The organism is Epilithonimonas lactis, assembly GCF_900110605.1.
GTDB lineage: Bacteria > Bacteroidota > Bacteroidia > Flavobacteriales > Weeksellaceae > Epilithonimonas > Epilithonimonas lactis.
This window is the reverse complement of record NZ_FOFI01000002.1, coordinates 396,463-421,831: the sequence shown is the minus strand read 5'-3', so window position 1 is coordinate 421,831 and position 25,369 is coordinate 396,463. Positions and strand designations below refer to the sequence as shown.

The 25,369-nt window shown below is 38.0% G+C and carries 20 protein-coding genes; 7 read left to right on the top strand and 13 right to left on the bottom strand.

Annotated features, from left to right (window positions below; all coding sequences use genetic code 11):
- Nucleotides 1-8 precede the first annotated feature (8 nt).
- The 13 genes from BMW39_RS07155 to BMW39_RS07095 all read right to left on the bottom strand — a co-directional run bounded on the left by BMW39_RS07155 (nt 9) and on the right by BMW39_RS07095 (nt 12,268).
- A complete protein-coding gene (locus tag BMW39_RS07155) occupies nt 9-911 on the bottom strand; it encodes a glycosyltransferase (RefSeq protein WP_051879821.1) in 903 nt (300 codons plus the stop codon).
- Between the two features lie 44 nt (nt 912-955).
- On the bottom strand, nt 956-1,855 hold the full coding sequence (locus BMW39_RS07150; RefSeq protein WP_034973396.1) for a hypothetical protein: 900 nt from the start codon (nt 1,853-1,855) through the stop codon (nt 956-958).
- A gap of 76 nt (nt 1,856-1,931) precedes the next feature.
- The gene (locus BMW39_RS07145) at nt 1,932-2,792 is read right to left on the bottom strand and encodes a glycosyltransferase family 2 protein (RefSeq protein ID WP_034973394.1); all 861 of its coding nucleotides are present in this window, start codon (nt 2,790-2,792) and stop codon (nt 1,932-1,934) included.
- Nucleotides 2,793-2,880: 88 nt separating this feature from the next.
- Nucleotides 2,881-3,837: a glycosyltransferase family 2 protein gene (locus tag BMW39_RS07140; RefSeq protein ID WP_034973393.1), complete on the bottom strand. Its 957-nt coding sequence runs from the start codon at nt 3,835-3,837 to the stop codon at nt 2,881-2,883.
- On the bottom strand, nt 3,821-4,933 hold the full coding sequence (locus BMW39_RS07135) for a DegT/DnrJ/EryC1/StrS family aminotransferase (RefSeq protein ID WP_034973392.1): 1,113 nt from the start codon (nt 4,931-4,933) through the stop codon (nt 3,821-3,823). Before BMW39_RS07135 ends, BMW39_RS07140 begins: the two co-directional genes overlap by 17 nt.
- The gene (locus BMW39_RS07130; RefSeq protein ID WP_034973391.1) at nt 4,930-5,385 is read right to left on the bottom strand and encodes an acyltransferase; all 456 of its coding nucleotides are present in this window, start codon (nt 5,383-5,385) and stop codon (nt 4,930-4,932) included. The genes BMW39_RS07135 and BMW39_RS07130 overlap by 4 nt, the downstream gene beginning before the upstream one ends.
- Nucleotides 5,386-5,388: 3 nt before the next feature.
- Complete coding sequence (locus BMW39_RS07125; protein ID WP_034973390.1) at nt 5,389-5,781, bottom strand: sugar 3,4-ketoisomerase; 393 nt, start codon at nt 5,779-5,781, stop codon at nt 5,389-5,391.
- On the bottom strand, nt 5,778-6,734 hold the full coding sequence (locus tag BMW39_RS07120) for a glycosyltransferase family A protein (protein WP_034973389.1): 957 nt from the start codon (nt 6,732-6,734) through the stop codon (nt 5,778-5,780). The genes BMW39_RS07125 and BMW39_RS07120 overlap by 4 nt, the downstream gene beginning before the upstream one ends.
- 98 nt (nt 6,735-6,832) lie before the next feature.
- The gene (locus tag BMW39_RS07115) at nt 6,833-8,098 is read right to left on the bottom strand and encodes an ABC transporter ATP-binding protein (RefSeq protein WP_034973388.1); all 1,266 of its coding nucleotides are present in this window, start codon (nt 8,096-8,098) and stop codon (nt 6,833-6,835) included.
- A 17-nt stretch (nt 8,099-8,115) separates the two neighbouring features.
- Entirely contained in the window at nt 8,116-8,967 is an 852-nt protein-coding gene (locus BMW39_RS07110; RefSeq protein ID WP_034973386.1) for an ABC transporter permease, read from the bottom strand.
- A 19-nt stretch (nt 8,968-8,986) separates the two neighbouring features.
- A complete protein-coding gene (gene rfbA, locus BMW39_RS07105) occupies nt 8,987-9,847 on the bottom strand; it encodes a glucose-1-phosphate thymidylyltransferase RfbA (protein WP_034973384.1) in 861 nt (286 codons plus the stop codon).
- Between the two features lie 19 nt (nt 9,848-9,866).
- Nucleotides 9,867-10,946: a dTDP-glucose 4,6-dehydratase gene (rfbB, locus tag BMW39_RS07100; RefSeq protein ID WP_034973382.1), complete on the bottom strand. Its 1,080-nt coding sequence runs from the start codon at nt 10,944-10,946 to the stop codon at nt 9,867-9,869.
- 8 nt (nt 10,947-10,954) lie between these two features.
- Nucleotides 10,955-12,268, bottom strand: a complete 1,314-nt coding sequence (locus BMW39_RS07095; RefSeq protein WP_034974227.1) for a UDP-glucose dehydrogenase family protein — start codon at nt 12,266-12,268, stop codon at nt 10,955-10,957.
- Nucleotides 12,269-12,445: 177 nt separating this feature from the next.
- Here BMW39_RS07095 and rimP point away from each other — a divergent pair, with 177 nt between their 5' ends.
- The 7 genes from rimP (at nt 12,446) to BMW39_RS07060 (ending at nt 25,362) form a co-directional block, all read left to right on the top strand.
- Nucleotides 12,446-12,913 carry a ribosome assembly cofactor RimP gene (gene rimP, locus BMW39_RS07090; RefSeq protein WP_034973380.1) on the top strand — a complete coding sequence of 156 codons (468 nt, stop codon included), beginning with the start codon at nt 12,446-12,448 and terminating at the stop codon, nt 12,911-12,913.
- A gap of 71 nt (nt 12,914-12,984) precedes the next feature.
- The gene (gene nusA, locus BMW39_RS07085; RefSeq protein WP_034963312.1) at nt 12,985-14,220 is read left to right on the top strand and encodes a transcription termination factor NusA; all 1,236 of its coding nucleotides are present in this window, start codon (nt 12,985-12,987) and stop codon (nt 14,218-14,220) included.
- Nucleotides 14,221-14,329: 109 nt separating this feature from the next.
- Nucleotides 14,330-17,197, top strand: a complete 2,868-nt coding sequence (gene infB, locus BMW39_RS07080; RefSeq protein WP_034973378.1) for a translation initiation factor IF-2 — start codon at nt 14,330-14,332, stop codon at nt 17,195-17,197.
- A 298-nt stretch (nt 17,198-17,495) separates the two neighbouring features.
- The gene (locus BMW39_RS07075; protein WP_051879820.1) at nt 17,496-20,351 is read left to right on the top strand and encodes a SusC/RagA family TonB-linked outer membrane protein; all 2,856 of its coding nucleotides are present in this window, start codon (nt 17,496-17,498) and stop codon (nt 20,349-20,351) included.
- An 11-nt stretch (nt 20,352-20,362) separates the two neighbouring features.
- A complete protein-coding gene (locus BMW39_RS07070; protein WP_051879819.1) occupies nt 20,363-21,862 on the top strand; it encodes a RagB/SusD family nutrient uptake outer membrane protein in 1,500 nt (499 codons plus the stop codon).
- A 116-nt stretch (nt 21,863-21,978) separates the two neighbouring features.
- On the top strand, nt 21,979-23,343 hold the full coding sequence (locus BMW39_RS07065) for a T9SS type A sorting domain-containing protein (protein WP_034973377.1): 1,365 nt from the start codon (nt 21,979-21,981) through the stop codon (nt 23,341-23,343).
- Nucleotides 23,344-23,439: 96 nt separating this feature from the next.
- Nucleotides 23,440-25,362, top strand: coding sequence for a putative porin (locus BMW39_RS07060; protein WP_034973375.1), 1,923 nt, complete (start codon nt 23,440-23,442; stop codon nt 25,360-25,362).
- Nucleotides 25,363-25,369 lie beyond the last annotated feature (7 nt).

Sequence of the window (25,369 nt, the reverse complement as noted above, 5' to 3'; positions counted from 1 at the left end):
GAGGTAATTTAACTTACATTAAAACTTTTCAATAAGTTCTTGGCGTACAGTCTTAGAGACTTATTGTCAACAAATTGCTGAAAAAGTAATTTGTGATAATAGGGATCTAGGAAGTTATATTTTTTAGAGGTTAGTTCTTTCGCAATACGGTCATTCATGACGATGTTTAGCGAATTTTTGTATCGTACAGATTTATTATTTTCAATAAGGTCTTTGTAAACATTATATGCAAATTCCGATTGCTCACGTCTTTTAAGCGATGCAAACACATTTTTACCATGAATCCTGTAGACCGCATGAAAATCTTTTGTGTAAATCCCCAGACCATTGTCCAGAATGTGATGCTTCACATGGGTGTCACAATAATAATTGTACTTTTCACGTAGACTTAAATCCAGAGCAGAGCTTCGGAAAACAATGGTCATCGTCTGGATTTTCATGAATTCTTCAAAATCTACCTGTGTAAATTTGAATGTTTCATTGCCATTGAAAAAGTCTTTTCTAAAGTAGGGGAAATCTTTTGTAGATCCGTCGTTGTATAATTCTTTGTACTGATGGCAAGCTAATACTACATCTGGATTCTCCTCTAATAAGTCGATTTGTTTCTGAAGCTTATTTTCATTGGTCCAAAAATCGTCACCCTCACACATGGCAATATATTTTGACCCAGATTCCTGGCACTTTTGTAATGTGAAAATAAAATTAGGCATCCAGCCTAGATTGATCTTCTGTTTTACAAAGGTAACAAGGTGCTTTTTCGGATGATTATTCAAAAATTTTTCTACAACTGTTTGTGTGTTGTCTGTAGAGCAGTCGTCCGATAAAATAATTCTAAAATCAAAATTGGTTTTTTGATTTAGGACGTTTTCTAATGCCTCTATTATATACTCTTGCTGATTGTAAGAGATCATAAATACAGATAGAAGAGGAGGGTTTTCTTTATGCATCATGTATTTTAAATAGAATGATATAATCTTGTAAGAAACCTTTTTATTTTCGATTTTAATTTTTTACTTTCTTCTAATTGCGCTTTTTGAGCATCAACTTTTTCCTGAAGAAAATTGGCCATTGATGGATTTACAATATTACTTTCATTTTTTGGTATGGCAATCAGAGCTGGCCATTTTGATGGCGCAAACGGATGGAGGTTTTTAATATATTTATAATTGTCATAATTGATGCTTTGCCAAAAATTGAAGAAAGAAATCGTGTCAAAATCATTATTATGTCCCCAGTTTTTAATTTTCATCATAACTTCCTCTGCTTTCCTATCCCAAGACTGGTGAAGAAATAGCAGGTCTGCGGTTTTTTTTTCTGCTGTGTTAGAAATTCTTGCGTGATCATACTTTGGTATATTGGTCAACATTGGAAACTCTTCGAAAATATCAATTACAAAATGATTATTTTCATCTGATTGAAACATAGGCAGAACTTTCGTGTAAACCATAGTTTGTTGCTGTGGGTCGGTCTTTATTTTTTCTAATTCTTGAAAAATCTTCTCAGGATTTATGATATATTCATCTGTATCCAATTGCATATACCAGTCAGAAGGAGGACATCTTTTACCCATTTCGTTTCTCAAATAGGTCTCTATCACAATGGATGGTAATGTATAATCCACTTCGTATTCGAAAATGTTTATTTTGCGGTCGGTGTCAATGTTTTTCAACCATGTAAAAAAGTCGTCCGGAATCTCAAAGGAATCACCCTTCCAAGCTTTTCTATTTTTATCAATAGCAATCAGTACAAAGCTAACATATGGATATATTAATGGCAGAGCTTTCATCAAAAACTCGTAATCGTACGAGACCAAGATGCTAAGTGCTATTGTAGGGTTTTGTTTATTTTGATTCATAATTGCAGTTTTGTAGTTATAATTTTATTCTTTTTCTAGAACCTGGTTTTTAATAAGTTTTATAAAATAATAGATACTAGTTAAGGAACAATTTTATCATTTTTATGAGTGTTTTTTTTGATCGATAGTGATAGAATAAATATTTTATAAAAATTAATTTAACAATTTTTTTTCCATATTGATCTATTTTTTGAGAGGTTGAGAGGTTAATAGTAATCGCAAATTTACGATCTTTAAAATATTTATATTTTAATATCTCAGTTTCTGCTTCTAAGGCTAACAATTTTGTTTTCGAAATGTTTGTTTCATGCTGACGGTAATAGATCAGATTTTCATTAATATAAGAAATTCTGAAGTCGTTTGAAATTACTCTTAGTATAAAATCATAATCTTCCAAAAGAACATCTTTCTTGTAGTTTCCTATGCTTTTTAGAATTGCCAAATCGTAAAAAAGTGTCGATCCGGAGATGAAATTTCCTTTAGAAAGCTTTTCCTCGATTTTTTCAGTAGGATTATTAGGAATTGGAAAAAAGTTAGCATTTAAAATATGTGAATTACCGTCAATACTATAGGCCTGAGTAAAAACCACATGAGACTGTTCCTCTATTAATTTAGAAACACATTTTTCGATATATTCTGGATGAAGGTGATCATCAGCGGCTATGATTTTTATATATTTTCCTTTAGCTAATTCCAGACATTCATTAAGTGTTGTTGCTAAGCCGGTATTTTCCTGATGGTAATTTTTCTCTGCTGTGTAATTATTTTCGGAAAGCCATTGCTCAAAAATCTCAACAGAATTATCTTTTGACGCATCATCAGCAACAATGAGTTGAATATTATCATAGGTTTGAGATCTCACACTATTAAGATTCTCCTTGATATATTTTCCGTGATTGTACGATACAACTACGATACTGACTAAAGGTTTTTCCATTTTTGTGTAAATTTAAAATATAGACAACAACTTTAATTGTTGTATTATCTATTGATATTTTTCTATTCCAATTACTTTTTGAGGAGTACTAAAATAATGATCTGATCTTCAAAATCAACAATGAAACAAATCTAAGAACTACACTATCAACGCTTTTATACAACAAATGATCCTTTTTGGAAGGTGCCCCAATCGCCTTTATTTTTTGATAAATGGCTGCGACCAACGGTTTTAGGTCATGTTTGAAAGATTCTGTCAATGAGAATCTTAATTCTTTTAAAACTCTAGCTCTGATGGTGTGGAAAACTTGATTTCGTTCCGCATAAAAGATTTGAATATCAATGATTGACAGTCGGAATGCTATCATTTTCTCAGGATTTTGAGAGTACGAGAGACTTTCAACATTCTTGCGATAGACGGCCGTGATGTCTTTCAGGTGTTTGATCTTTTCCCTTTCTGCAATGTAGAACCAAAGCGGATAATCCTCCATCAAAAATCCCCTGTCCAAAATGCCTTCAGCTATAAAATCATCAACCAACTTTTTCTTGTAAACAGCCGTCACAGGAATGATGAAGTTTCCTTGAAACAGCTCATCCAAAATATGCCCCGAAGGATAATCAGCCACGTGGTCCTGAAGACTGCCTGTATTGGTTCTCAGGATTTTATAGTTGGTGTGTACCATCCCATGATCGGGGTTGCTGTCCAAAAAATCGACCTCTTTTTGGATTTTGTGATCATCACACCAATAGTCGTCACCAGCGCATCCGGCAATATATTGTCCTTTTGCAGCAGAGATGAGTCGCTTGTAATTGGCGATCATTCCCAAATTTGGCTGCTCTGGGAAGATCCTTATGTTTTTATCAGGATTTTTTTTGATGAAAGCTTCGCAAATAGCTCTCGTTCCATCATTAGAACAGTCATCTCCAATAATGACCTCGTGATCAAAATTTACAATTTGGCTGCAGACCGATTCCAAGGTTTGCAGAATTGTATCTTTCTGATTGTAACAGATGACGAAACTAGTAACTTTAGGGCTTGAGTCCATAATTATTTAAAACATCAATTACCTTCTGCACCTCATCCTGCGTCATTACCGGACTTATTGGTAAACTCAAAACTTCTGAATGGATCTTCTCAGTCACCGGAAATGATAAGTTGTTGTAGTACTTGTAAGCCTTTTGTTTGTGCGGTGGAATCGGGTAGTGGATCAATGTCTGAATGCCATTTTCCGTCAAATATTTTTGTAGCTTTTCTCTCTTTTCTGTTCTGATCACGAAGAGGTGATAGACGTGTTCTTTCGGATGCGCAGGTAGTATGGGCAAAATGACCTTGTTGGTTTTGATTCCGTCAACATATTGCTCCGCTATCTTTCTTCTCTTTTCATTGTCTGCGTCGATATATTTGAGTTTGACATCCAAAACGGAAGCCTGGATCTCGTCCAGTCTGCTATTAAGACCTTGGTATTTATTCACATATTTTTCTTCGGAACCGTAATTGGCAATCGCTCGGATTGTTTTTGCTATAAGGTCATCTTTACAGGTCACAGCACCAGCATCACCCAAAGCGCCCAGATTCTTGCCAGGATAGAAGCTGAAACCAGCAGCATCGCCCAGATTTCCGGATCTTGTGCCATTCCATTCTGCACCAATGGCTTGTGCATTGTCCTCGATGATCTTCAGGTCATGTTTTTTCGCCAAAGCTTCCAATTCTTCTGACCAGGAGATCTGCCCATAGAGATGGACGACCATGATGGCTTTTGTTTTTGGGGTGATCAAAGCTTCGATTGCCGAAATGTCCAAATTGAAATTATCAATATTCGGTTCTGCGAAAACAGGCTTCAAACGATTGTCTGTGATTGCCAGGACAGATGCAATGTAAGTATTGGCGGGTACGATGACCTCATCTCCAAATTTCAACTGTCCAAGTTCGATATAGGCTTTGAAGATAAGTCGAAGCGCATCCAGTCCATTCGCAACACCTATGGCATTGGGAGAACCGATGTAGGCTGTTAAGTTTGCTTCGAAGTTTTTTACTTCATTGCCCTGCAGATACCAACCGCTGCGGAAAGTCTCTAAAAGTCTAGCTTCGATTTCGGCTTGGTACTGAAGGTTTATTTTCTGGAGGTCTAGGAATTTTATCATTTTGTATTTTTTAAAAATTTAGCAGGATTTCCTACCCATATTTCATTCGCTGGAACATCTTTGGTGACTACACTTCCTGCACCAATTAGTGCATTTTGGCCAATGGTAACACCACCCAAAATGGTTGCGTTCGCGCCAATGGATGCTCCTTTTTGTACTAGCGTTTTTTTCATTTCGTAACCTGTATTTTTTGAACGCGGGAAAAGGTCATTGGTAAAGGTGACATTAGGTCCGATAAAAACAGAATCTTCCAATGTGATTCCATCCCAAACCTGAACGCCAGGTTTAATGGTAACATTATCACCTATCAAGACATCGTTTTCGATAAAGACCTGACAATTGATATTACAATTTTTGCCGATTTTTGCATTTTTTAAAATGACGCAAAATTGCCATATGTAGGTACCTTCACCAATATCGGAGGATTGCACGTCTGCTAGGGAATGTATCATTGATCAATAGTTTTTGAATTCTGCAAAATCTCGGAAATAGTCGGACTCCTCATAAAGTTCGGAAGCCAGGCAAAGCAACACAGCATTGTGCGAGAACTTGATATCTCTCCAGATCAACTTTGGAAGATATAGTCCTTTCGTAGGATGGTCCAGAATAAAGGTTTCCTTTTTACCTTCCTTATCTTCTGTATTGAAAGTGATCGTACCTGAGACAGCAAAGATCACTTGCTGAAGTTTTTTGTGAGCATGACCACCTCTAATGACATCCTGAGGTGTATAGTAGGTCCAATAGACCCGTTTGATATCAAAAGGGACGTTTTTCTGTTCCTCAGCAACACTTATATAGCCAAGCGCAGAGGATCCTATGTTGTCGAAAGTGATAATTTGAGGCTTCATAATTTAATTTTATAGATTTTGGAAAAGTAAATTTCTTTTAGCCAATAAGCTTTTGCCGAAAGATTGCCAGCCGAAAACAATAGACGTAAAAGTCTGTGACGTGTTTGTTTTAAGAATTTTTCAACTTCTTTTTTTTCATGAGTAGTAGTGATACCCTTATTGATCCTGAAATTTCTTGACGCTCTTGTGTAGGTCTTGATCATGTAAGAAAACCAATTTTTTCGTTCCCTTTTCAGTTGATCAGATTGTAATATGAGTGAGTAGATTCTAAGAGAGGTTGATAATGAATAGTAATTTTTAATACCAAAGGTCTTAGTGATAGCTCCAGGATTATCTTGCCTATAGAAGAATGATCCAGTGGAGAATGCTACTTTTTTGCATTTGTAAAATAATTTGCGCGACATATAATCATCTGTATCATAGGCATCTTCAAAGAAATGTTCATCATGATACAAGTCTGTTTTTCTAAGTGCAAAACCATGTATTTGCCATTGTAAGGACTTTTGAAATGCCTGAATTCCTGTTAAAATTACAGACTGGTCTCCATTTAAACCGCATATTATTTCATTATCCTTTTCATCTACATGATAAAGGACCATATCGGGCAAAATACAGTCAGAATCTGTTTCAGCTTGTCTTTCTATCATTTTTTCAAAAACATCAGGGCTAAGAAGGTCATCTTGGGACATATAAAATACGAAATCTTCTTTTATTTTGGGTAAAACAAAATTCCATGATTTTGCAGTACTTCCACCTTGTTCCTTTGTAAAAACGATTATTCTACTGTCGATTTTTGAAAATTCATTGATGATATGCAGTGAAGAGTCGGTTGAGCTGTCATTAACACAATATACGGTGAAGTGTTCATAGGTCTGATCAAGAATAGATTGTAAAGTACTCCTCAGATATGATTCGCCATTGTATATTGGAATAAAGACAGCAATTGACTGCATACTAATTGATCATTTATTTTTTTGACTACGTTGGTCCAAGTGATTTATAATTTTGATTGTCTTGTAAAAAAATTATCACGAAGTGTTACTACAATAGACTATATGCTGGAATCTATTTTGTATTCAAATTTTGGTCTGATGATACCAGGCATTTGAGCAATGTTGGTTCCCAGTTTCACATTTTCAACCTCAAAACCTACGATGTCATCACAAATGTATAAAGCTTTTCTTTGGTCCTGACCAAATATCAGTCTGAAATAATAGTTCCCGGCATTAAGCAAATTAGCAGGCATGTCAAACTCAACGGTATATTCTCCTTTCTTGGAATCTTTGTTGGTTGTGATCAAAGCACCTGTGTGGAACACGACGCTCTCTTCGTATGTTCTTAGCTCAAAAGTGGCGTCCAGATTGATGTTTTCAGAATCATTGTAGAATCTCAATTTTACCTTTGCTCCAGAGTCGATGTCTAGGAAACTATTGGTTTGTGATTTCACAGAGAATTCCAGGATCCGGATGTACTCATTTCCTAAAGCTGTCTCAAGAGGTCCCGTATGCAGATAGCTGCTTTGTTTTTGAGAGCTTTTCTGATACTCCATGATGGTTTCAAGAATGCCACCTTGATAGTCCAATAGTCCTTGATTCAACAAGATACCTTTCGAGCACAATTCCTTTACCGCTGTCATATTATGACTTACAAACAGTACGGTTCTGCCTTCGCCTTTGGAGACGTCGCCCATCTTGCCTAGACATTTCTTTTGGAATTCGGCATCGCCTACAGCCAAAACTTCGTCCACGATCAAAATTTCTGATTCCAGATTGGCGGCAACAGCAAAAGCTAATCGTACATACATTCCGGACGAATATCTTTTTACAGGAGTGTCAATGTATCTTTCAACTCCAGAAAAATCTACGATCTCGTCAAATTTTCTGGTGATCTCTTTTCTCGTCATTCCCAGGATTGCACCATTTAGGAATACATTTTCCCTTCCAGTCATCTCCGGATGGAAGCCGGTTCCAACCTCCAGTAGTGAAGCGATTCTTCCTTTGGTAGATATTTTTCCCGTCGTAGGTTTGGTAACTTTGCTTAGAAGTTTTAATAAAGTTGATTTACCCGCGCCATTCCTTCCAATAATGCCTACAGCGTCACCTTGTGTGATCTCAAAATTGATATCGCGAAGCGACCAAACATAGTCGCTTTCTCCCTTTTGAGTTCTATCATTGGATTCTCCAATTTTCAAATAGGGATCTTCTTTGCCGCGAATCTGATGCCAGAAACGGTTGAGGTCATGAGAAAGAGAGCCTGTTCCAACTTGTCCCAGGCGGTATTGTTTTGATATATTTTCAGCTTTGAGTGCTAATGCCATTTTTCTTTGATTTAAAGTTAGACCGTATCCATAAAGCCTTTTTCAACTTTGTTGAAAATGACCGTGCCGATGGCGAAGATGATGAAGATCAGTACAGTGCTGATCAGCAACATCATAGCACTAAAATCGCCAACGCCTAACCAAGCGTATTTGAAACACTCAAAAATTCCCGTCAAAGGATTGTAGAACGCAATCGTTTTGAAAATCCCTTTCAAGCTGGATGCGGGATAAATAACCGGTGTTGCGTACATATACAAGCTGACCCCGAAGGCAAGGAGCATTTGAAGGTCACGATATTTGGTGGTAAGAGATGAAAAGATCATTCCCACTCCCAAAGCAAAAACAGCCATCAACATTATAAGAAACGGCGTTGCAAGGATCCACCAGTTGGGCTGAACCTCACCTTTGAACAAATAGTAGAAAAATGCGACCAGAAATAGCGACATTTGAACACCAAATCTCATCAAATTGGATAGTACAATAGATATTGGCATGATCAATCTTGGGAAATAGACCTTACCAAAGATCCCTGCATTAGAGGTGAAAACACTCGAAGTTGCAGTAAGACAAGATGAAAAATAATTCCATAGTGTAATTCCTGCAAGATAGAAGAGTATCTGTGGTGCACCATCCGTGGACAATTGTGCGATATTTCCAAAAACAACCATATATACGATTGTTGTGAAAATAGGGTTGATAAAAAACCAGATAGGACCTAAAATAGTCTGTTTAAAGCTGGATACAAAATCCCGCTTAACAAACATGTAGGCCAAATCCCGATAGCGCCAAACTTCTTTAAGATTGAGATCAAAAAGAGAATGGCTTGATTCTATCGTTTCCGTCCATTGATGATTTTGAGAATCACTCATTTGTGTTTTATATTAGTAATTATTTAATAAGATTTTTCAGGTATTCTCCATACCCACTTTTTCCATATTTGGAAGCAGTTTCCAGCAGTTTTTCTTCATTGATGAATCCATTTCTGAAAGCTATTTCTTCGATGCATCCGATTTTGAAACCTTGTCTCTTTTCGATAACGCTTACAAATTCTGATGCGTCTTGAAGTGAGTCAAAAGTCCCCGTATCCAACCAAGCAGTTCCTCTGTCCAGAACGCCAACTTCCAACTTCCCTTTGCTGAGGTACACATTGTTGATGTCCGTAATTTCTAGTTCTCCTCTTGGCGAAGGCTTTATGTTTTTAGCAATTTCTACCACTTCATTATCATAGAAGTAAAGTCCTGGAACTGCGTAGTTTGATTTCGGTTTTAATGGTTTTTCCTCAATAGAAAGCGCTTTAAAATCGCCATCGAATTCCACAACGCCGTATCTCTCCGGGTCTGCAACGTGGTACGCGAAAACGACACCGCCGTCTGGGTTTGTTTTATCCTTCAGCAAAGTTCCCATCTCGGAACCATAAAAGATATTATCGCCCAAAACCAATGCAGCGGAATCATCACCAATGAATTGATCCCCCAGGATGAAGGCTTGTGCCAATCCATCCGGACTAGGCTGTACCACATATTCTATATGACATCCTAACTGAGATCCATCGCCTAAAAGCTTAATAAATCCAGGCTGGTCATGAGGTGTCGTAATGATCAGGATATCTTTGATGCCTGCCAACAATAATGTTGATAATGGATAGTAGATCATTGGCTTATCATAGACGGGCATCAACTGTTTGCTCACAGCGATCGTCAATGGAAAAAGCCTTGTCCCGGATCCGCCGGCTAATATAATTCCTTTCATAAATTTGTGTTTTTAATGATTAATTATACTGTCCGTCGTAATATTTTTGATAATCTCCAGAAGTTACATTTTCCAGCCATTCTTTATTGTCCAGAAACCAATCGATTGTTTTTCCTAAGCCTTGTTCAAAGGTAACCGATGGTTTCCACCCAAGATCCCTATTCAGTTTCGTAGCATCGATAGCATAACGCTTGTCGTGGCCTGGTCTGTCTTTCACATAAGTGATCAATTTTTCCGAATGGCCTGCAGGATTTCCTAGTTTCTCATCCATTTGCTTGATCAATTCCTTAACGAGATCAATATTTTGCCACTCGTTGAAACCACCGATATTGTAAGTTTCTCCAGTTTTTGACTCGTTGAAGATCTGATGAATTGCCTTTGCATGATCGATCACAAACAACCAGTCTCGGGTATATTTTCCGTCCCCATAGATTGGCAATGGTTTTTCATTAATGATATTCGAAATACACAGCGGGATCAATTTCTCAGGGAAATGATTTGGGCCGTAATTATTAGAACAATTTGAAAGAATAAAAGGCATTCCGTAAGTATTCCCATAAGCTCTTACCAAATGGTCAGAAGCTGCTTTTGAAGCTGAATATGGTGACTGTGGGTCGTAAGGTGTTGTTTCTAAGAAGAAGCCGGTCTCTCCCAAACTTCCGTAAACTTCGTCTGTTGAAACGTGATAAAATAAATTTGTTCTTGGCTCATCTGGGAAGTTTCCGTGTTGATGATCTGGATTAAGGGTCCAGAACTCGATGCAAAGATTCAATAAGTTTGCGGTTCCATTTACGTTGGTGTTGATGAACGCATTCGGGTCAGTGATACTTCTATCTACGTGACTTTCTGCAGCCAAATGGACAACTGCATCTGGATTATATTTTTCAAAAACCTTTCTAAGTTCTTCCGGTTTTGTGATGTCTGCTTTTTCGAAAACATAATTGGGTTCGTTCTCGATGTCCTTTAAATTCTCAAGATTTCCTGCGTAGGTCAAAGCGTCAAGATTGATGATCTTTGAATCTGGATTGTTCTTTACAAATTCTCTAACCACGTGAGAACCTATAAAACCTGCGCCACCGGTGATGATGATATTTTTCATTAGTGAAATTATTGAGTTACAAGTTTTCGTCCGATACTTTTGTAGAAAAAGTTATTCTGTTCCGGCAATTCCAATGGAAACATATTTCTTCCGTCGAAAATGGCTTTGTTGATCATTTTCTGGGCCATTAGACTGAAGTTTGGATTCTTGAATTCTGGCCATTCCGTAGCGATCAGCAAAGCATCCGCGCCTTCCAGCGCAGAGTACATATCTTTTGCGTAAGTGATCTTGTCACCCAAGATCTTCCTTACATTTTCTTCGGCAATGGTATCGTAAGCGACAACTTGCGCGCCTTTTTCCAATAGTAATTTAATATTATCAAGAGAAGATGCTTCTCTGATATCATCTGTATTAGCTTTGAAAGCCAATCCCCAAACCGCGATTTTTTTACCTTGAAGATTGCCACCAAAATATTTTTCCAATTCCGGAACCAAAATTACTTTTTGGGTTTTATTGATGTTTTCTGTCGCGTCAAGGAGTTGAAAGTCGTAACCTTCTTGTTTGCCGCTATTTAGCAATGCTTTTACATCTTTTGGGAAACAGCTTCCGCCGTAACCAATTCCTGGGAATAGGAATCTGTGACCAATTCTATCATCACTTCCCATTCCAAGTCTCACAAGGTCAACGTCAGCACCTACTTTTTCGCAGAAGTTGGCGATCTCATTCATAAATGTGATCTTCACTGCAAGGAAAGAGTTCGCTGCGTATTTTGTCAGTTCAGATGATCTTTCGTCCATATTAATAATAGGAACACCGATATTGGTGAATGGCTGGTATAGTTTAGCCATGATGTTTCTGGCTTTTTCAGAAGTAGAACCGATGATCACACGGCTAGGATTCATGCAGTCTTCTACAGCAAAACCTTCTCTTAAAAATTCGGGATTGGAAACCACGTCAAAAGGAATGTCTGTTTTTGCAGCAATGGTGTCTCTTACTTTGTCGGCAGTTCCAACTGGTACGGTACTTTTGTTGACAATCACTTTATATTCTGTCATCAGATCTCCGATGTCGTTGGCAACCTTCAGTACATAAGAAAGATCGGCCGATCCGTCTTCGCCTGGAGGCGTTGGCAATGCAAGAAAAATGACCTCACTTTTTTCCAAAGCTTCCTTCAGATCGGTGGTGAAAAAGATACGTTCTGCTTGGATGTTTCTTAGGAACATCTCTTCCAGACCTGGCTCATAGATCGGAACCACGCCATTCTTCATTGCTTCTACTTTCTTTTCATCAATATCCACACAATAGACAGAGTTGCCTATTTCTGCAAGTGTAGTGCCTGTAACTAGGCCAACGTAGCCTGTGCCAACAATTGTAATATTCAAGAGAATAAGTTTTAATTTCGGCAAAAATAAGAAAATTTACTTGAAGTGTATGTAAATGAAATTTTAGCTTTTTGTTTGTTTTAATAAATTTGATTATCTTTGCCAAAGATTTACGGGAAAATGGGAAGGCTTTCGCAAGAATGCCTTTTTTCGTAGATGTAATTAGGAGGTAATATTATGGAATTTAAAACAGAATTAAGTCGATTACTTAATGAGTTTCTAGAAACTAGACCAGATCTTTTTTTAGTGGATCTGAAAATCTCTGCAACGTCCGATGTCACAGTGATTTTGGATGGTGACAATGGGGTGACACTTCAGGATTGTCTGGATGCCAGCAGAGCGATTGAGTTCAATATGGACCGCGAGATCCACGATTTCAGTCTGCAAGTGATGTCTTCCGGATTGAGCGAGCCACTTGAGTATCCGAGACAATTTAGAAAGAATATTGGAAGAGAGATCGAAGTGATGTTGAATGATTCTTCCGAAGTTGAGGGCGAACTTTTATCAGTCGATGACGAGAAGGTCGTTTTGAGATTGGAATACAGAAGACCAAAATTAGTCGGAAAAGGAAAAGAAGATGTGGTAGAAGAAAGAGAAATCCTTTACACCGATATCAAAAAAGCATTAGTAGTAATTAAATTTTAACAATTAGATGATTTGATGTTGATTCAACAAAGATCAATTATCAACCATCATTTATCAATTATATATAGGATATGGATAATTTAGCTTTAATAGAAGCCTTTGGTGATTTTAAAGAAATAAAGAATATCAGCAAAATAGACTTAATGGCTATTATCGAAGATTCTCTTAAGACTCTTCTTAGAAAAAGATATGACTCTGATGACCATTTTGATGTGATCGTGAATCCTGACAAAGGGGATTTTCAGATTTTCTTAAACAAAACTATTGTTGAGGATGAGATGTCTGAAGATGACGATTTGGAAATCGAGATCTCTGAAGTTAGAAAGATCGATTCAACTTTCGAAGTTGGTGAGGAATATACGCAGGAGATCGAAGTTGCAAATCTTGGGAGAAGAAGTATCTTAACTTTGAAGCAAATTTTGGCTACGAAAATTCAGGAGCATTTCAATGCTTCTTTATATGAGCAGTTCAAAGATAGAATCGGAGAAATTATCATTGGTGAAGTGCACCATATCCGTCACAAACACGTGATCCTTTTGGATGATGAAGATAACGAATTCATCTTGCCTAAGGAAAATCAAATCCCTTCTGATTTCTTCAAAAAAGGAGAAACGGTGAAAGGAATTGTAGAAAGCGTTGACTTCCGAGGTTCAAAACCACAGATCATCGTTTCCAGAACAGCGCCTAAATTCCTAGAAGAATTGTTGGAGCTTGAGATTCCAGAAATCCAAGACGGAACGATCATCCTTAAAAAAGTGGTGAGAATTCCTGGTGAGAAAGCGAAGATCGCCGTTGATGCTTATGATGACAGAATTGATCCTGTTGGTGCTTGCGTTGGTGTGAAAGGTTCTAGGATCCACGGTGTGGTGAGAGAACTTAAAAATGAAAATATTGATGTGATCCAATGGTCAAAAAATCCAGAGATCTTTGTGAAGAGAGCTTTAGGAAATATCATCATCAATAAAATCGAAATAAACGAGGAGTCTAACTACGCTTTGGTCTACACGCCAGTAGAAGAGATCTCTAAAGTCATTGGTAAACAAGGACAAAATATCAAGTTGGCATCATGGTTGACAGGATATGAAATTGATGTTTACAGAGAAACTTCTGATGACGACGATGTTGAGTTGAGAGAATTCTCCGACGAGATCGAAGCTTGGATCATCGATGAGTTCAAAAAAGTTGGATTGACGACTGCAAGAAGCGTATTGGACAAAGATACCGACGCATTGTTGAAGATCGTGGATCTAGAAGAGGAGACCATCGAAGATGTGAAGAACATTCTAAGAGAAGAATTAGAAGGATAACAAAATGAAATACAGTTTTTTAAATTACTTTTGAAGAACTAAAATTTAATAAAAAGAAAAAAATAAAGCAAAAGCTTAAAACGCTAAAGCCAAAAGCAAATTTATATTTATGCCAAAAATAAGATTAAATAAAGCCGTTAAAGAACTTAACATTTCTATCCCAAGAGCTGTGGAATATCTGCAGGGAAAAGGGATCGACGTGGACAGTAATCCTAACGCTCTATTGGAAGAACAGGCATTTTCTGCATTGGAAGCTGAGTTCCGAAAAGATGGAGAACAGAGAAAAGCTTCTCATGAGGTGGTTATTTCTAAAGTTCCTGACGAAAAATTAGCGATCGAAGAAAAAGCACCTGAGGTTATAAGAGCCAAATCAAACGCAAGACCTGAAACCAGGATCTTGGGAAAAATCGACTTGAATCCTACGGCTAAGCCTGCGGAAGAAGTTGCTCCTACACCAGAACCGGTAGTAGAAGAGAAAAAAGAAGTGCAACCAGAGGTTGTGAAAAAAGAAGAAAAACAAGAGTTTAAAGTTCTAGATAAGATCGACCTTTCTACGATTGATACAGGAAGACCAAAGCCTTCTGAGAAACCAAAAGTAACTGAGAAGCCTGCAGAGGAACCAAAACCTGTCATCAAAGAAGAGCCAAAACCAGAACCTAAAATTGAAGAACAACCGACAAAACCAGTTGAAATGGTTCAAGGTCCTGATTCTGAAGAGTCTCAAAAGATCGAAACGGTTTACCAAAAATTAGATGGTCCAAAGATCGTTGGTGAAAAGATCGATTTGACTCAATTCAACAGAAAACCATCTTCGAACTCAAATAATAACGCTGCCAAAAAGAAAAGAAAGCGTATTACCAAAGATGTTCCAGGTCAAACCAATACCAACCAAGGTGGAAATACCCAAGGTGGTGCTAACAGACCAGCAGGACAAGGTAACCAAGGCAATCGTCCGCCAGGACAAGGTGGAAACCGTCCGGGAGGAAACAACAATCGTCCAGGTGGAAACAACCGTCCAGGTGGAAACAACAGAGGTGGCCAAGGACAAGCTCGTACAATGCCAGTGGAACTGACAGATGAGCAAGTTAAAAATCAAATCAAAGAAACTTTAGAAAAACTAACCAACAAAGGTGGTAAATCCAAAGGTTCTAAGCATAGAAAAGACAAAAGATCTTGGAGAAGAGAGCAGGATGAGATCCAACAGGAGATTGATGCTGCAGACAGAACTCTGAAAGTAACTGAGTTCATCACCGTTAGCGATTTGGCTAGTTTGATGAATGTAAGTGCGACAGAGGTAATCTCTGCTTGTTTCTCTCTAGGAGTAATGGTGACAATGAACCAGCGTTTGGAAGCCGACACATTGATGTTGGTAGCTGACGAGTTTGGTTTCAAAATCGAATTCTCCGATGCTGATGTTGAAGAGGCAGCAGCAGACGATGTTGAAGATCTGGCAGAAGATCTATTACCAAGAGCAGCGGTTGTTACCGTAATGGGACACGTGGATCATGGTAAAACATCTTTGCTGGATTATATTAGAAAAACAAATGTAATTGCCGGTGAGTCCGGAGGTATTACACAGCACATTGGTGCATATAACGTGAAATTGGAAAGTGGACAGAGAATTACATTCTTGGATACACCAGGTCACGAGGCCTTTACCGCGATGAGAGCGAGAGGTGCTCAGATCACGGATATCGCAATCATCGTTGTTGCAGCGGATGATGACGTAATGCCACAAACCAAGGAAGCTATTGCGCACGCACAAGCGGCTGGCGTTCCAATGATCATCGCAATCAATAAGGTAGATAAGGCAGGTGCAAATCCAGATAAGATCAGAGAGCAACTATCGGCAATGAATGTCTTGGTTGAAGAATGGGGTGGAAATGTACAAGCGCAAGAGATCTCTGCTAAGTTTGGTAACAACGTAGATCTTTTGTTGGAAAAAGTATTGCTACAGGCAGAGATGTTGGAGTTGAAATCAAATCCAAACAAACAAGCAAGTGGAGTTGTAATAGAAGCAGCGTTGGACAAAGGTCGTGGATATGTAGCCACAATGTTGGTTCAAAATGGAACTTTGAAAGTGGGAGATTACGTGCTTGCAGGTAAAAACCACGGTAAAGTGAAAGCAATGCTTGACGAACGTGGAAAAGCTATGGAAAGTGCAGGACCATCAATCCCAGTAACGATTCTAGGTTTGGACGGCGCACCGACAGCAGGAGATAAATTCAGAGTTTTTGCTGATGAGAAAGAAGCGAAAACCATTGCAAATAAGAGAGAACAGCTTCAAAGAGAGCAGTCTATCAGAACCAAGAAACATTTGACGCTTGATGAGATCGGTCGTCGTATCGCTCTAGGTGACTTCAAAGAATTGAATATCATCTTGAAAGGTGACGTGGATGGATCGGTTGAAGCATTGTCAGATCAATTACAAAGATTATCGACTGAAGAGATCCAGGTTAACATTCTTCACAAAGGTGTTGGTCAGATCACAGAATCTGATGTATTGCTAGCAGCGGCGTCTGATGCCATTATGATCGGCTTCAACGTAAGAGCAAGTGTGAATGCAAAAGATATTGCTGATAAAGAAGAAGTGGAGATCAGAACATACTCTATCATCTATCGAGCAATCGATGAAGTGAAAGAGGCGATGGAAGGAATGCTTTCTCCAGAGATCCAGGAACAAGTGATTGGTAACGTGGAGATCCGTGAGGTATTCAGAATTTCTAAAGTTGGATCGATTGCAGGATGTATGGTTCTTACTGGAAAAGTTACTAGAAACTCCAGCATTAGACTTCTTAGAGATGGTATTGTGAAATTCGATGGAGAACTGGAAAGTTTGAAACGTTTCAAAGACGATGTGAAAGAAGTAACCAAAGGTTACGAATGTGGATTGAATATCAAAGGGTACAATGATATCGAAGTCGGAGATATTCTTGAAGTTTACGAAGAAGTAGCTGTTAAGAAGAAATTAAAATAATATTTTAAATATTAATAAGTAAAGCCGTCTGATGAAGACGGCTTTTTTATTTGCGAAATATTATTTATAATAATTCTAAATAAAATATTTTATGTTAATAATTTTAATATGGTTGTCAGACCAAGTGACCACATTGTTAATATTATCTAATCAAATTTTCAATCAAATAAAAAATACTTTGTCTTATTTTAATTAATTTATAAAAATCGTAATCAAATTGATAATAATACTTGCTTAGAATTTTTGCAGTGTTAAAATTTTTTAACATATTTGCAGATTATAATTAAATAGTGTTAATATGAATGTAAAATTACGATTGTTGTCTGTTGGAGTTCTCTTCTTCACAGGACAAGCATTGACTGCACAAAAAACGACTACGGATACGACCCAAGTAAAGAATATTGAAGAGGTTGTATTGGTTGGTGGTGTAAAGCTGGATCCCACAGTTAAGCTAGGTTCTTATACTGTTGTATCTAAAGCTAACTTTGAATCCACTCCTGTTGCATCTGTTGATGAGGTTTTAAATGGTAGAGTTGCAGGTTTGGTTTTTTCTACGAATGGAGGAGATCCAGGGTCAACTAATATGGTGACCATTAGAGGTGTAGGCTCTTTGATAGGTACTCCGAATCCTTTGTATGTAATCGATGGTGTTGTTGTAGGAAAAGGTTCTGATAACTCTCAGGTAATGGAATCTTGGAATCCACTTGCAAGTATAGATCCAAACTCCATTGAAAAAGTAGCTGTTCTTAAAGATGCGTCTGCTACTGCTTTGTATGGGGCTAGAGGTGCGAATGGTGTTATTGTGATTACGACCAAAAGAGGAAAATACAATCAGAAAACAAGATTTAACTTGTCAAGTGATATGTCCGTACAGGATATCGCTTATGATAAGCAAAAATACATGAACGCCAGCGAATACCTGCAGTGGGGAGGTTTGACCTTGTTCAACAAAGGTGGATTCGATACTATGGATGCTGCGATCACTCAGTTTGCTCAAAATAGCAACTATGATGGTGTATCAGACGAAAATTGGCAAGAGCGCGTTCAAAGAAACAATTCTATCGTAAATACATACAACTTTTCTGCAACTGGAGGTGGCGAAAATACTTCATTCCGATTGGGTGGGTCGTATTATCAGAATCAACCGTTGGTCCTTAACAGTAACTTTGATAGAATTAGTTTGACTGCAGCTGTAGATCATAAAGTTTCAGATAAATTCAACTTGGCATTCAATTCCAATTTTACCAATGTAGAAAGAAAGACTTATGATGATGGTGGTGCTTACAGAAACCCATGGTTGACCAACTGGTACATAGCTCCAATTTATCCCGCATATAATCCAGACGGAAGCTACAATCAGACAAACTTAGGAGACGGAAACGATACATTCAATCCATTAGCGATCCAGAATATGGATATGATGACAGGTTCTATCAAGACTTTTGTATCATCAGTTAGTGGAGATTTGAAATTAGCAAAAGGCTTCGCTGTCAATTCTTTATTTGGAGTTCAGTACCAAGCTTTGGACGAAAAGCAATTCTGGCACCCAGATATTGCGGATGGTTTTGCTAACGGCGGTTATGTTTTGGAAAGCAGAACTAGTGCTTTTGACTGGAACTGGAACAACTCATTGAGCTACAAAAAAGTTTTTAATGACAAGCATGACCTTGAGGTTTATGGAGGTATGGAATATCAGGAACATAAATATTTTGTTTTAGGTGGACAAGGTAACAATCTTTCCCAGCCATTACCATATTTGACGTTTGCAACGCCGCCATTCCTTCAATCTTTTGAGGATAGATTAAAGTGGACTCAGATCTCGTATTACTCTAGACTAAACTATACATTCGATTCAAAGTACAATGTTTCCGCTAACTTTAGAAGAGATGGTAACTCTACACTAGGAACAACGAAATTTGGTAATTTCTGGTCAGTAGCTGGAGGATGGAACTTGGAAAAAGAAAGCTTCATTCCAGAATTTTTCGAACAATTGACACTTAGAGCGAATTACGGTGAATTAGGAAATATTCCTTATGCAGACCAATGGGGTCCACAGTACAATGCACTATCACTAATTAGACCTGCTTCATTGTATGCCGCTGATACTGCTGCAACCATCAGTAATCCAGGTAATGAAGATCTGAGATGGGAGGTTTCAAAGCAATACAATTTTGGATTAGACTTTACTATTCTTAACAATGGTATCAATGCTTCAGTAGATGTTTATCAAAGAAGAACTGTTGATGCGATCAACCCCTTCACAACAGCTACAACAACTGGTGGTCCAGATAGTTATTTGATCAATGTTGGAGACATCCTTAATAAAGGAGTCGAGGCGACTTTAAGTTTCAAACCTTTCAACAAAGAATTCAAATGGTTAATAGATGCCAACTTTGCTTACAATAAAAATACGGTTGAGAAACTTTCGTCACCTGATCAAATTGATCTGGATGGAGGAACTGGAAATAATATGAGAGCGCTTGCGCAAGGTCACTTACTGGGAGAATATTATACTTATGATTGGGCTGGTGTAGATCCTACAACTGGTGCTGGTTTGTTCTGGACAGATGCTTCGCATACAGCTACAACTACCAATAGAACAGAAGCAAAAAGAGTATGGCAGGGTAAATCACCTTTCCCTAAGTATACCGCTGGTATCAAAAGTGAATTCAGATACAAAGGTGTGTCACTTAGTTTGTTCTTTACAGGACAGTTCGAGTACTCTGTTCACAACAGATGGACGAACTATATCATGTCTGACGGTTCAGCGATCAATAACCAGATCACAGATGCATTGTATGACAGTTGGACTCCAAGTAATACAACTGCTTCCAATCCTATCCAGCTTGCAAACAATCCTTCAAATGCAGCAGGACCTTCTTCTAGATGGATGAGAGACGGAGATCATATCAGGTTGAAAGAAGCTAAATTATCTTACAGTTTTGGACCTTTGTTGAAAGATGCAGGAATTGATAACCTGACTATCTATGCAAGAGGGATGAATCTTTGGATCTATACATTTGACAAAAGTTTGACATTCGATCCAGAATCAAACTCCAATGCAGGTGGTGCATCTTGGGTAGGAAAAGGATTGTATGATTACACATCACCACTTTTGAGAAGTATTTCTCTTGGTGTTTCATTAGATTTTTAAAATTATACATTATGAAATTAGTTAAATATTTTATAGCGGCAAGTTTTGCTGCAACTCTATTTTCCTCTTGCTCAGAGGAAAGGTTGATTGAAAATCCGGTAGACCAATTTCCAATCGATCAAGCTATCACCAAGGAAAGTGATATGAGAAGTGTTCTGAATGGTATTTATGACCAATACTCTACTTCGCAAGGGTTTGGAGCCGACATATTGGCCTTTGGTGATTTGATTTCCGATAATGTTTTTATCACATCGACCAACACAGATGTAGCTTACAGGAACACAGGATTTTTGAACTGGTCATCTGATATTTCTGACTTTGCGATGCTAGACGAATTGTATGATGGGATCATCTTATCTAACTTGGTGATCAACAACAATTCTCTTGAAGAAACACCCAATGTTATAAATTATAAGGGAGAGGCGCGTATTGCAAGAGCTCTAGGTTACTATTATGCGGTTAGCTATTATTCTCCAAATCCTACATCTGGAGTAAATCAAGAGTATGGAGTACCTTTGAATCTAGGAGTGTATGATCCACGTATCAAACTACCTAGAGCGAGTGTAGCTGAAGTATACGATCAGATAGTTACGGATCTTACCACGGCGCTTTCAACTATGACTGTGGAGAGTGGTCAGGATAAAGGTTACTTAAGCAAAATGGCTGCGAGAATCTTACTATCCAGAGTTTACCTTACAAGAGGTGCTGCAGGAGATTATCAAAAATCGATTGATTTAGCTGATGAGGCTATAAATATGGCTAATCCAAATGTTGGCGTTTTTGATTTTGTGGGAACAGATCCAGATCCATTAGCAGATAACGCAGGCAGTTACTACAATTATTTTGCTTCTCCTGATAAAGCCTTATCAGCAAATCAAAAAGAAACGGTGTGGGAAATCAATATGGATCAAAACCCTAGTGAAAATCCAGGGGTAAACAATGCATTGTCATCATTCTATGCAAATAATGGTTCAAAGAAGAGATTCTTATTTACGGATTCATTCTTCAAATCATTTCCAACAACAGATTTTAGACAAAAGCTCTTCAATGCTGTTGGAACACCTAATGAGGGAGCAGGTGTACCAAGGGGAGTATGGACAAGAAAATATGTGGTAGGTGTAACAGTTGGAGGTTCCAACGCTCCGCATACACAGAACGTCAAAGTTTTAAGAATGTCCGAAGCGTATCTGAACAAAATAGAAGCTCTTTTCAAACTAGGTCGTTTGCCGGAAGCACTTACTCAGCTTAATGCTTTTGCTGCATCTAGAAAAGGTTCAACTTACACAGCAGCCACACTTGCTAATATTCTTACCGAAAGAAGAAAAGAATTTTTTGGCGAAGGACAAAGATTTTTTGATTTGAAGAGAAATAATTTAGGATTTACAAGATCTACAAATTGCTACAGCATCGTTTGTTCTGTGGAACCAAATAGCAAATTATTTGTAATCCCAATGCCTCTAAGAGAAATGAATGTTAATCCAAATATGGAGCAATATCCAGATTGGAGATAAAATCTATATCACAGCAAAATCAATTTTGCTGTGATATAATTATAAAAATATAGACCATAAGGTATATATTTAATTAAAAAAAAATCATATATTTGAATATTATAAATTATTATATTATGAAAAAAATACTATTTTCTTTAGCACTAGTTTCAATGGTAGGTGTTTCGCAAGCTCAGTCTTGGGTTACAAAAACTACCGGAGCTTCTAGCTTACACTTTGTAAATTCTTTGAAAGCTGTTAATGCAAGCACTATTTGGTTTAGCGATGCAATCAGTACTACTGCTCCGCCACCAGATACTGGTAGATATATTGGCTTGTCAACTGACGGTGGAAACACATGGGCGAACAAGTTGATCAGTGGTCCATCAGCATCAGCTACAATTGGTGACCTTCACCCAGTTTCTGCAACCACAGCTTGGATTGTAAGTTCTGGAAGTGGAGCTCAAAACGGTATTTGGAAAACTACAAATGCTGGAACATCTTGGACAAAGCAAACGACTGCATCTTTTAGTTCTGCAATATCTTTTGCAAACGTTGTACATTTCTGGGATGAAAATGCTGGATTCTGTGCAGGAGATCCTTTCGGAACTGGAGCAAACTTAAGATTCGAAATGTATACAACTACAAATGGTGGTACTACTTGGACCAATATTCCTACTGGAACAGCTCCTGCTCCTTTGAACGGTGCTGAATTTGGCTATACTGGCAAAATTACAGTGCAAGGTAACAACATCTGGTACGGGACAGATCTTGGTAGAGTACTTTACTCTCCAAATAGAGGTGCTTCTTGGCAAGCTTTCCAAACGCCTGCCGTTGATTTTGGAGGTGTAACAGTAACAGGATTTACTGCTGATGTTGCATTTAGAGATTCAACTAACGGATTGTTGATCTCTGACGAAGATGGAGTTTCTTTATTATACTCTTCTACAAACAGTGGAGCTAGCTGGACGCCAATTACTCCAAATGGTCCTTTCTACTCTAATAATATAGAATATGTTCCAGGAACTGCCAATACATATGTAAGTTCAGGAGGTGATCTAGGTTCTTCTTTCTCTACAGATGGTGGTTTGAACTGGACAGAGATCGGAAGTGATCCAACAACGCCAGGTAAATATTATGGAACTCTAGAATTCCTTAGCCCAACTGTAGGTTTTGCAGGTGGTGTAAGCCAGGCTCAAGTAGGTGGTGCTGCAGTACCAGCTTTCAGTGTATTATCAGGAAGTGTTTCGTTAGCTGTTTCTGAAGCTGATGCTAACAAACTGAAATTATCTGTTTTCCCTAATCCAGTATCTGAGGTGTTAAATTTGAAATCTGATAAAGAAATTACTGGTGTTACAGTGATCGATCTTTCAGGAAAGATCATCAAAAGAGAAAAAGGTGCTTCTCAAATCAACGTTTCTAACTTAGCAAAAGGAACTTATGTAGTTCAAGCAGCTTACAAAAACGGTTCTGTTGAAAACACTAAATTCATCAAAAAATAATCAACATTATTTTTAAATATGATCCCGTCTCGTTTTATAATGAGACGGGATTTTTTATTTAAGTTTAATTAGTATTTTTGTACTCAAATTTCCTCGATGAAATATTTATTAGTACTGTCGTTTGTTTTTAGTGTTCTTATAAACGGGCAACAGGTCAACAAAACAGATTCCAACACGATTTCTTCTGATACCCTCAAAGTGGATTCTGGAGAGAAAGATTCTTTAGAGATCTACAAACCCACGATCAATGATTATTTGGTAAAGACCAGATTTTCTGAGAAGAAGATCTACGATACCACTTTCACCATCGAGCGGTCCTATATTGCGACGCAGTACAACAAGAAAGATAATTTTGGGAAAATTCCGGCATCTAATATCGGGTCAGGATTTCAGAATTTGGTCTACGAAAAAAATGCTGAGCAGAACTTGACGTTGCTCCCGGAAAATAAGTCCTTCTACATCAAAGGCGAAAATGACATCAACTACTACGATGTCAAAACGCCAACCACCACCTTCTTTTACAACAATGCGATGAGAAATGGTGGACAACTGCAAACCACCTACACGCAGAATGTTGGAAAGAATTTCAACTTTGCGCTGGAATATATGGGACTTAGATCGCAAGGTCTTTACAGAAACAGTTTGGCGTCCAGCAACAACACTATTTTCAGTGGGAACTACACTTCACCAAATGGAAAATATGTAGCGTACGCGCATTACATTCATCAAAATGTCAACAATCAGGAGAATGGCGGGATTGCCGATATGGATGTTTTCCTCAGCGGAGATTCCAGATTCAACAACAGACAAAACATCGAAACCAATCTCGAAGGCGTGGAGTCGCGTTATTCTTACAGACGTTATTACTTCAGCCAGGAGTTTTCACCCTTTGATCCTGCAAAATATCCTTTCAAGCTGAGACATACCATTTTTCATCAGGGAAACAAATATTATTTTAACGAAACTGCTGCGAACACAGATTTTTTTCAATCCGAAAACATTACCAATTTTCCACTTTATAATAAAAAATTCACCAACAATCTGAGCAACACATTCAGCTTGCTTTGGGACAACGAGAAATTTAAATTGGATGCTGGTTTCCGCCATCAATATTTGGTATTTGGAAACAAAAATGCGTATCCGATCCTCAATATTCCAGGCTATTTCAAAGAACAAAGAATTGGCGCAGTTGGCAATTTGCAAATTAAACTATTAGACAAAATCCAGCTTAAGTCATTCCTAGAGATTTCCAAAGGCTCAGAGTTTGGCGATTACATCAAGACCACAAATCAATTGGTCTTCGAGCCGATCAAAGATTATTTGGTAGAAGGCCGCATCAATTTCCAGTCGGCTTATCCAAGCTTCAATTATTTGGTGAACTCGTCACATTACGTAGAACATAATTATTATCTTCAAAACCCTAATAACGAGGTTGTAACCCAGCTGGGAGGAACAGTAAGATTGGCAAAATGGTTTGACACAAAGGTGTTTGTAGATTTCTTCAAGATAGATAATTACACCTATTTCGACAACCTTTCAAAACCACAGCAGAGTTCATCAGCGCTCAATATTTCCCAGATTGGAGGAGAAAGCACCGTAAAATATGGCAAATTCAACCTGAACGGAAAAGTTCTTTTCCAAAAAGCCTTGAGCAATCAGGCACTTTTACCAATGCCGGATTTCATTGGAAGAATCAATCTGTTCTACCAAGCGCCAGCCTTCAAAAAAGCGGCTGAAGTGCAAGTTGGTGTCAAGTTGTACTACTTCACAAAATTCGATTCCAGAGAATATTCTCCAATATTGAACGAATATATTTTGCCCGGAACCAACTCGTACGCGATTGGTGGACAGCCTATTGCAGACGTTTATTTCAATATGAGGGTCAAAAGGATGTTTTTCTACATAGAAGGTCAGCACATCAATCAAACCTTTATGCAAAACAAATCCTTCACGTCGCCCAATTATCCAATCTACGATTTCAGGCTCAATCTGGGCATTGTCTGGTATCTTTTCCATTAATTTAATT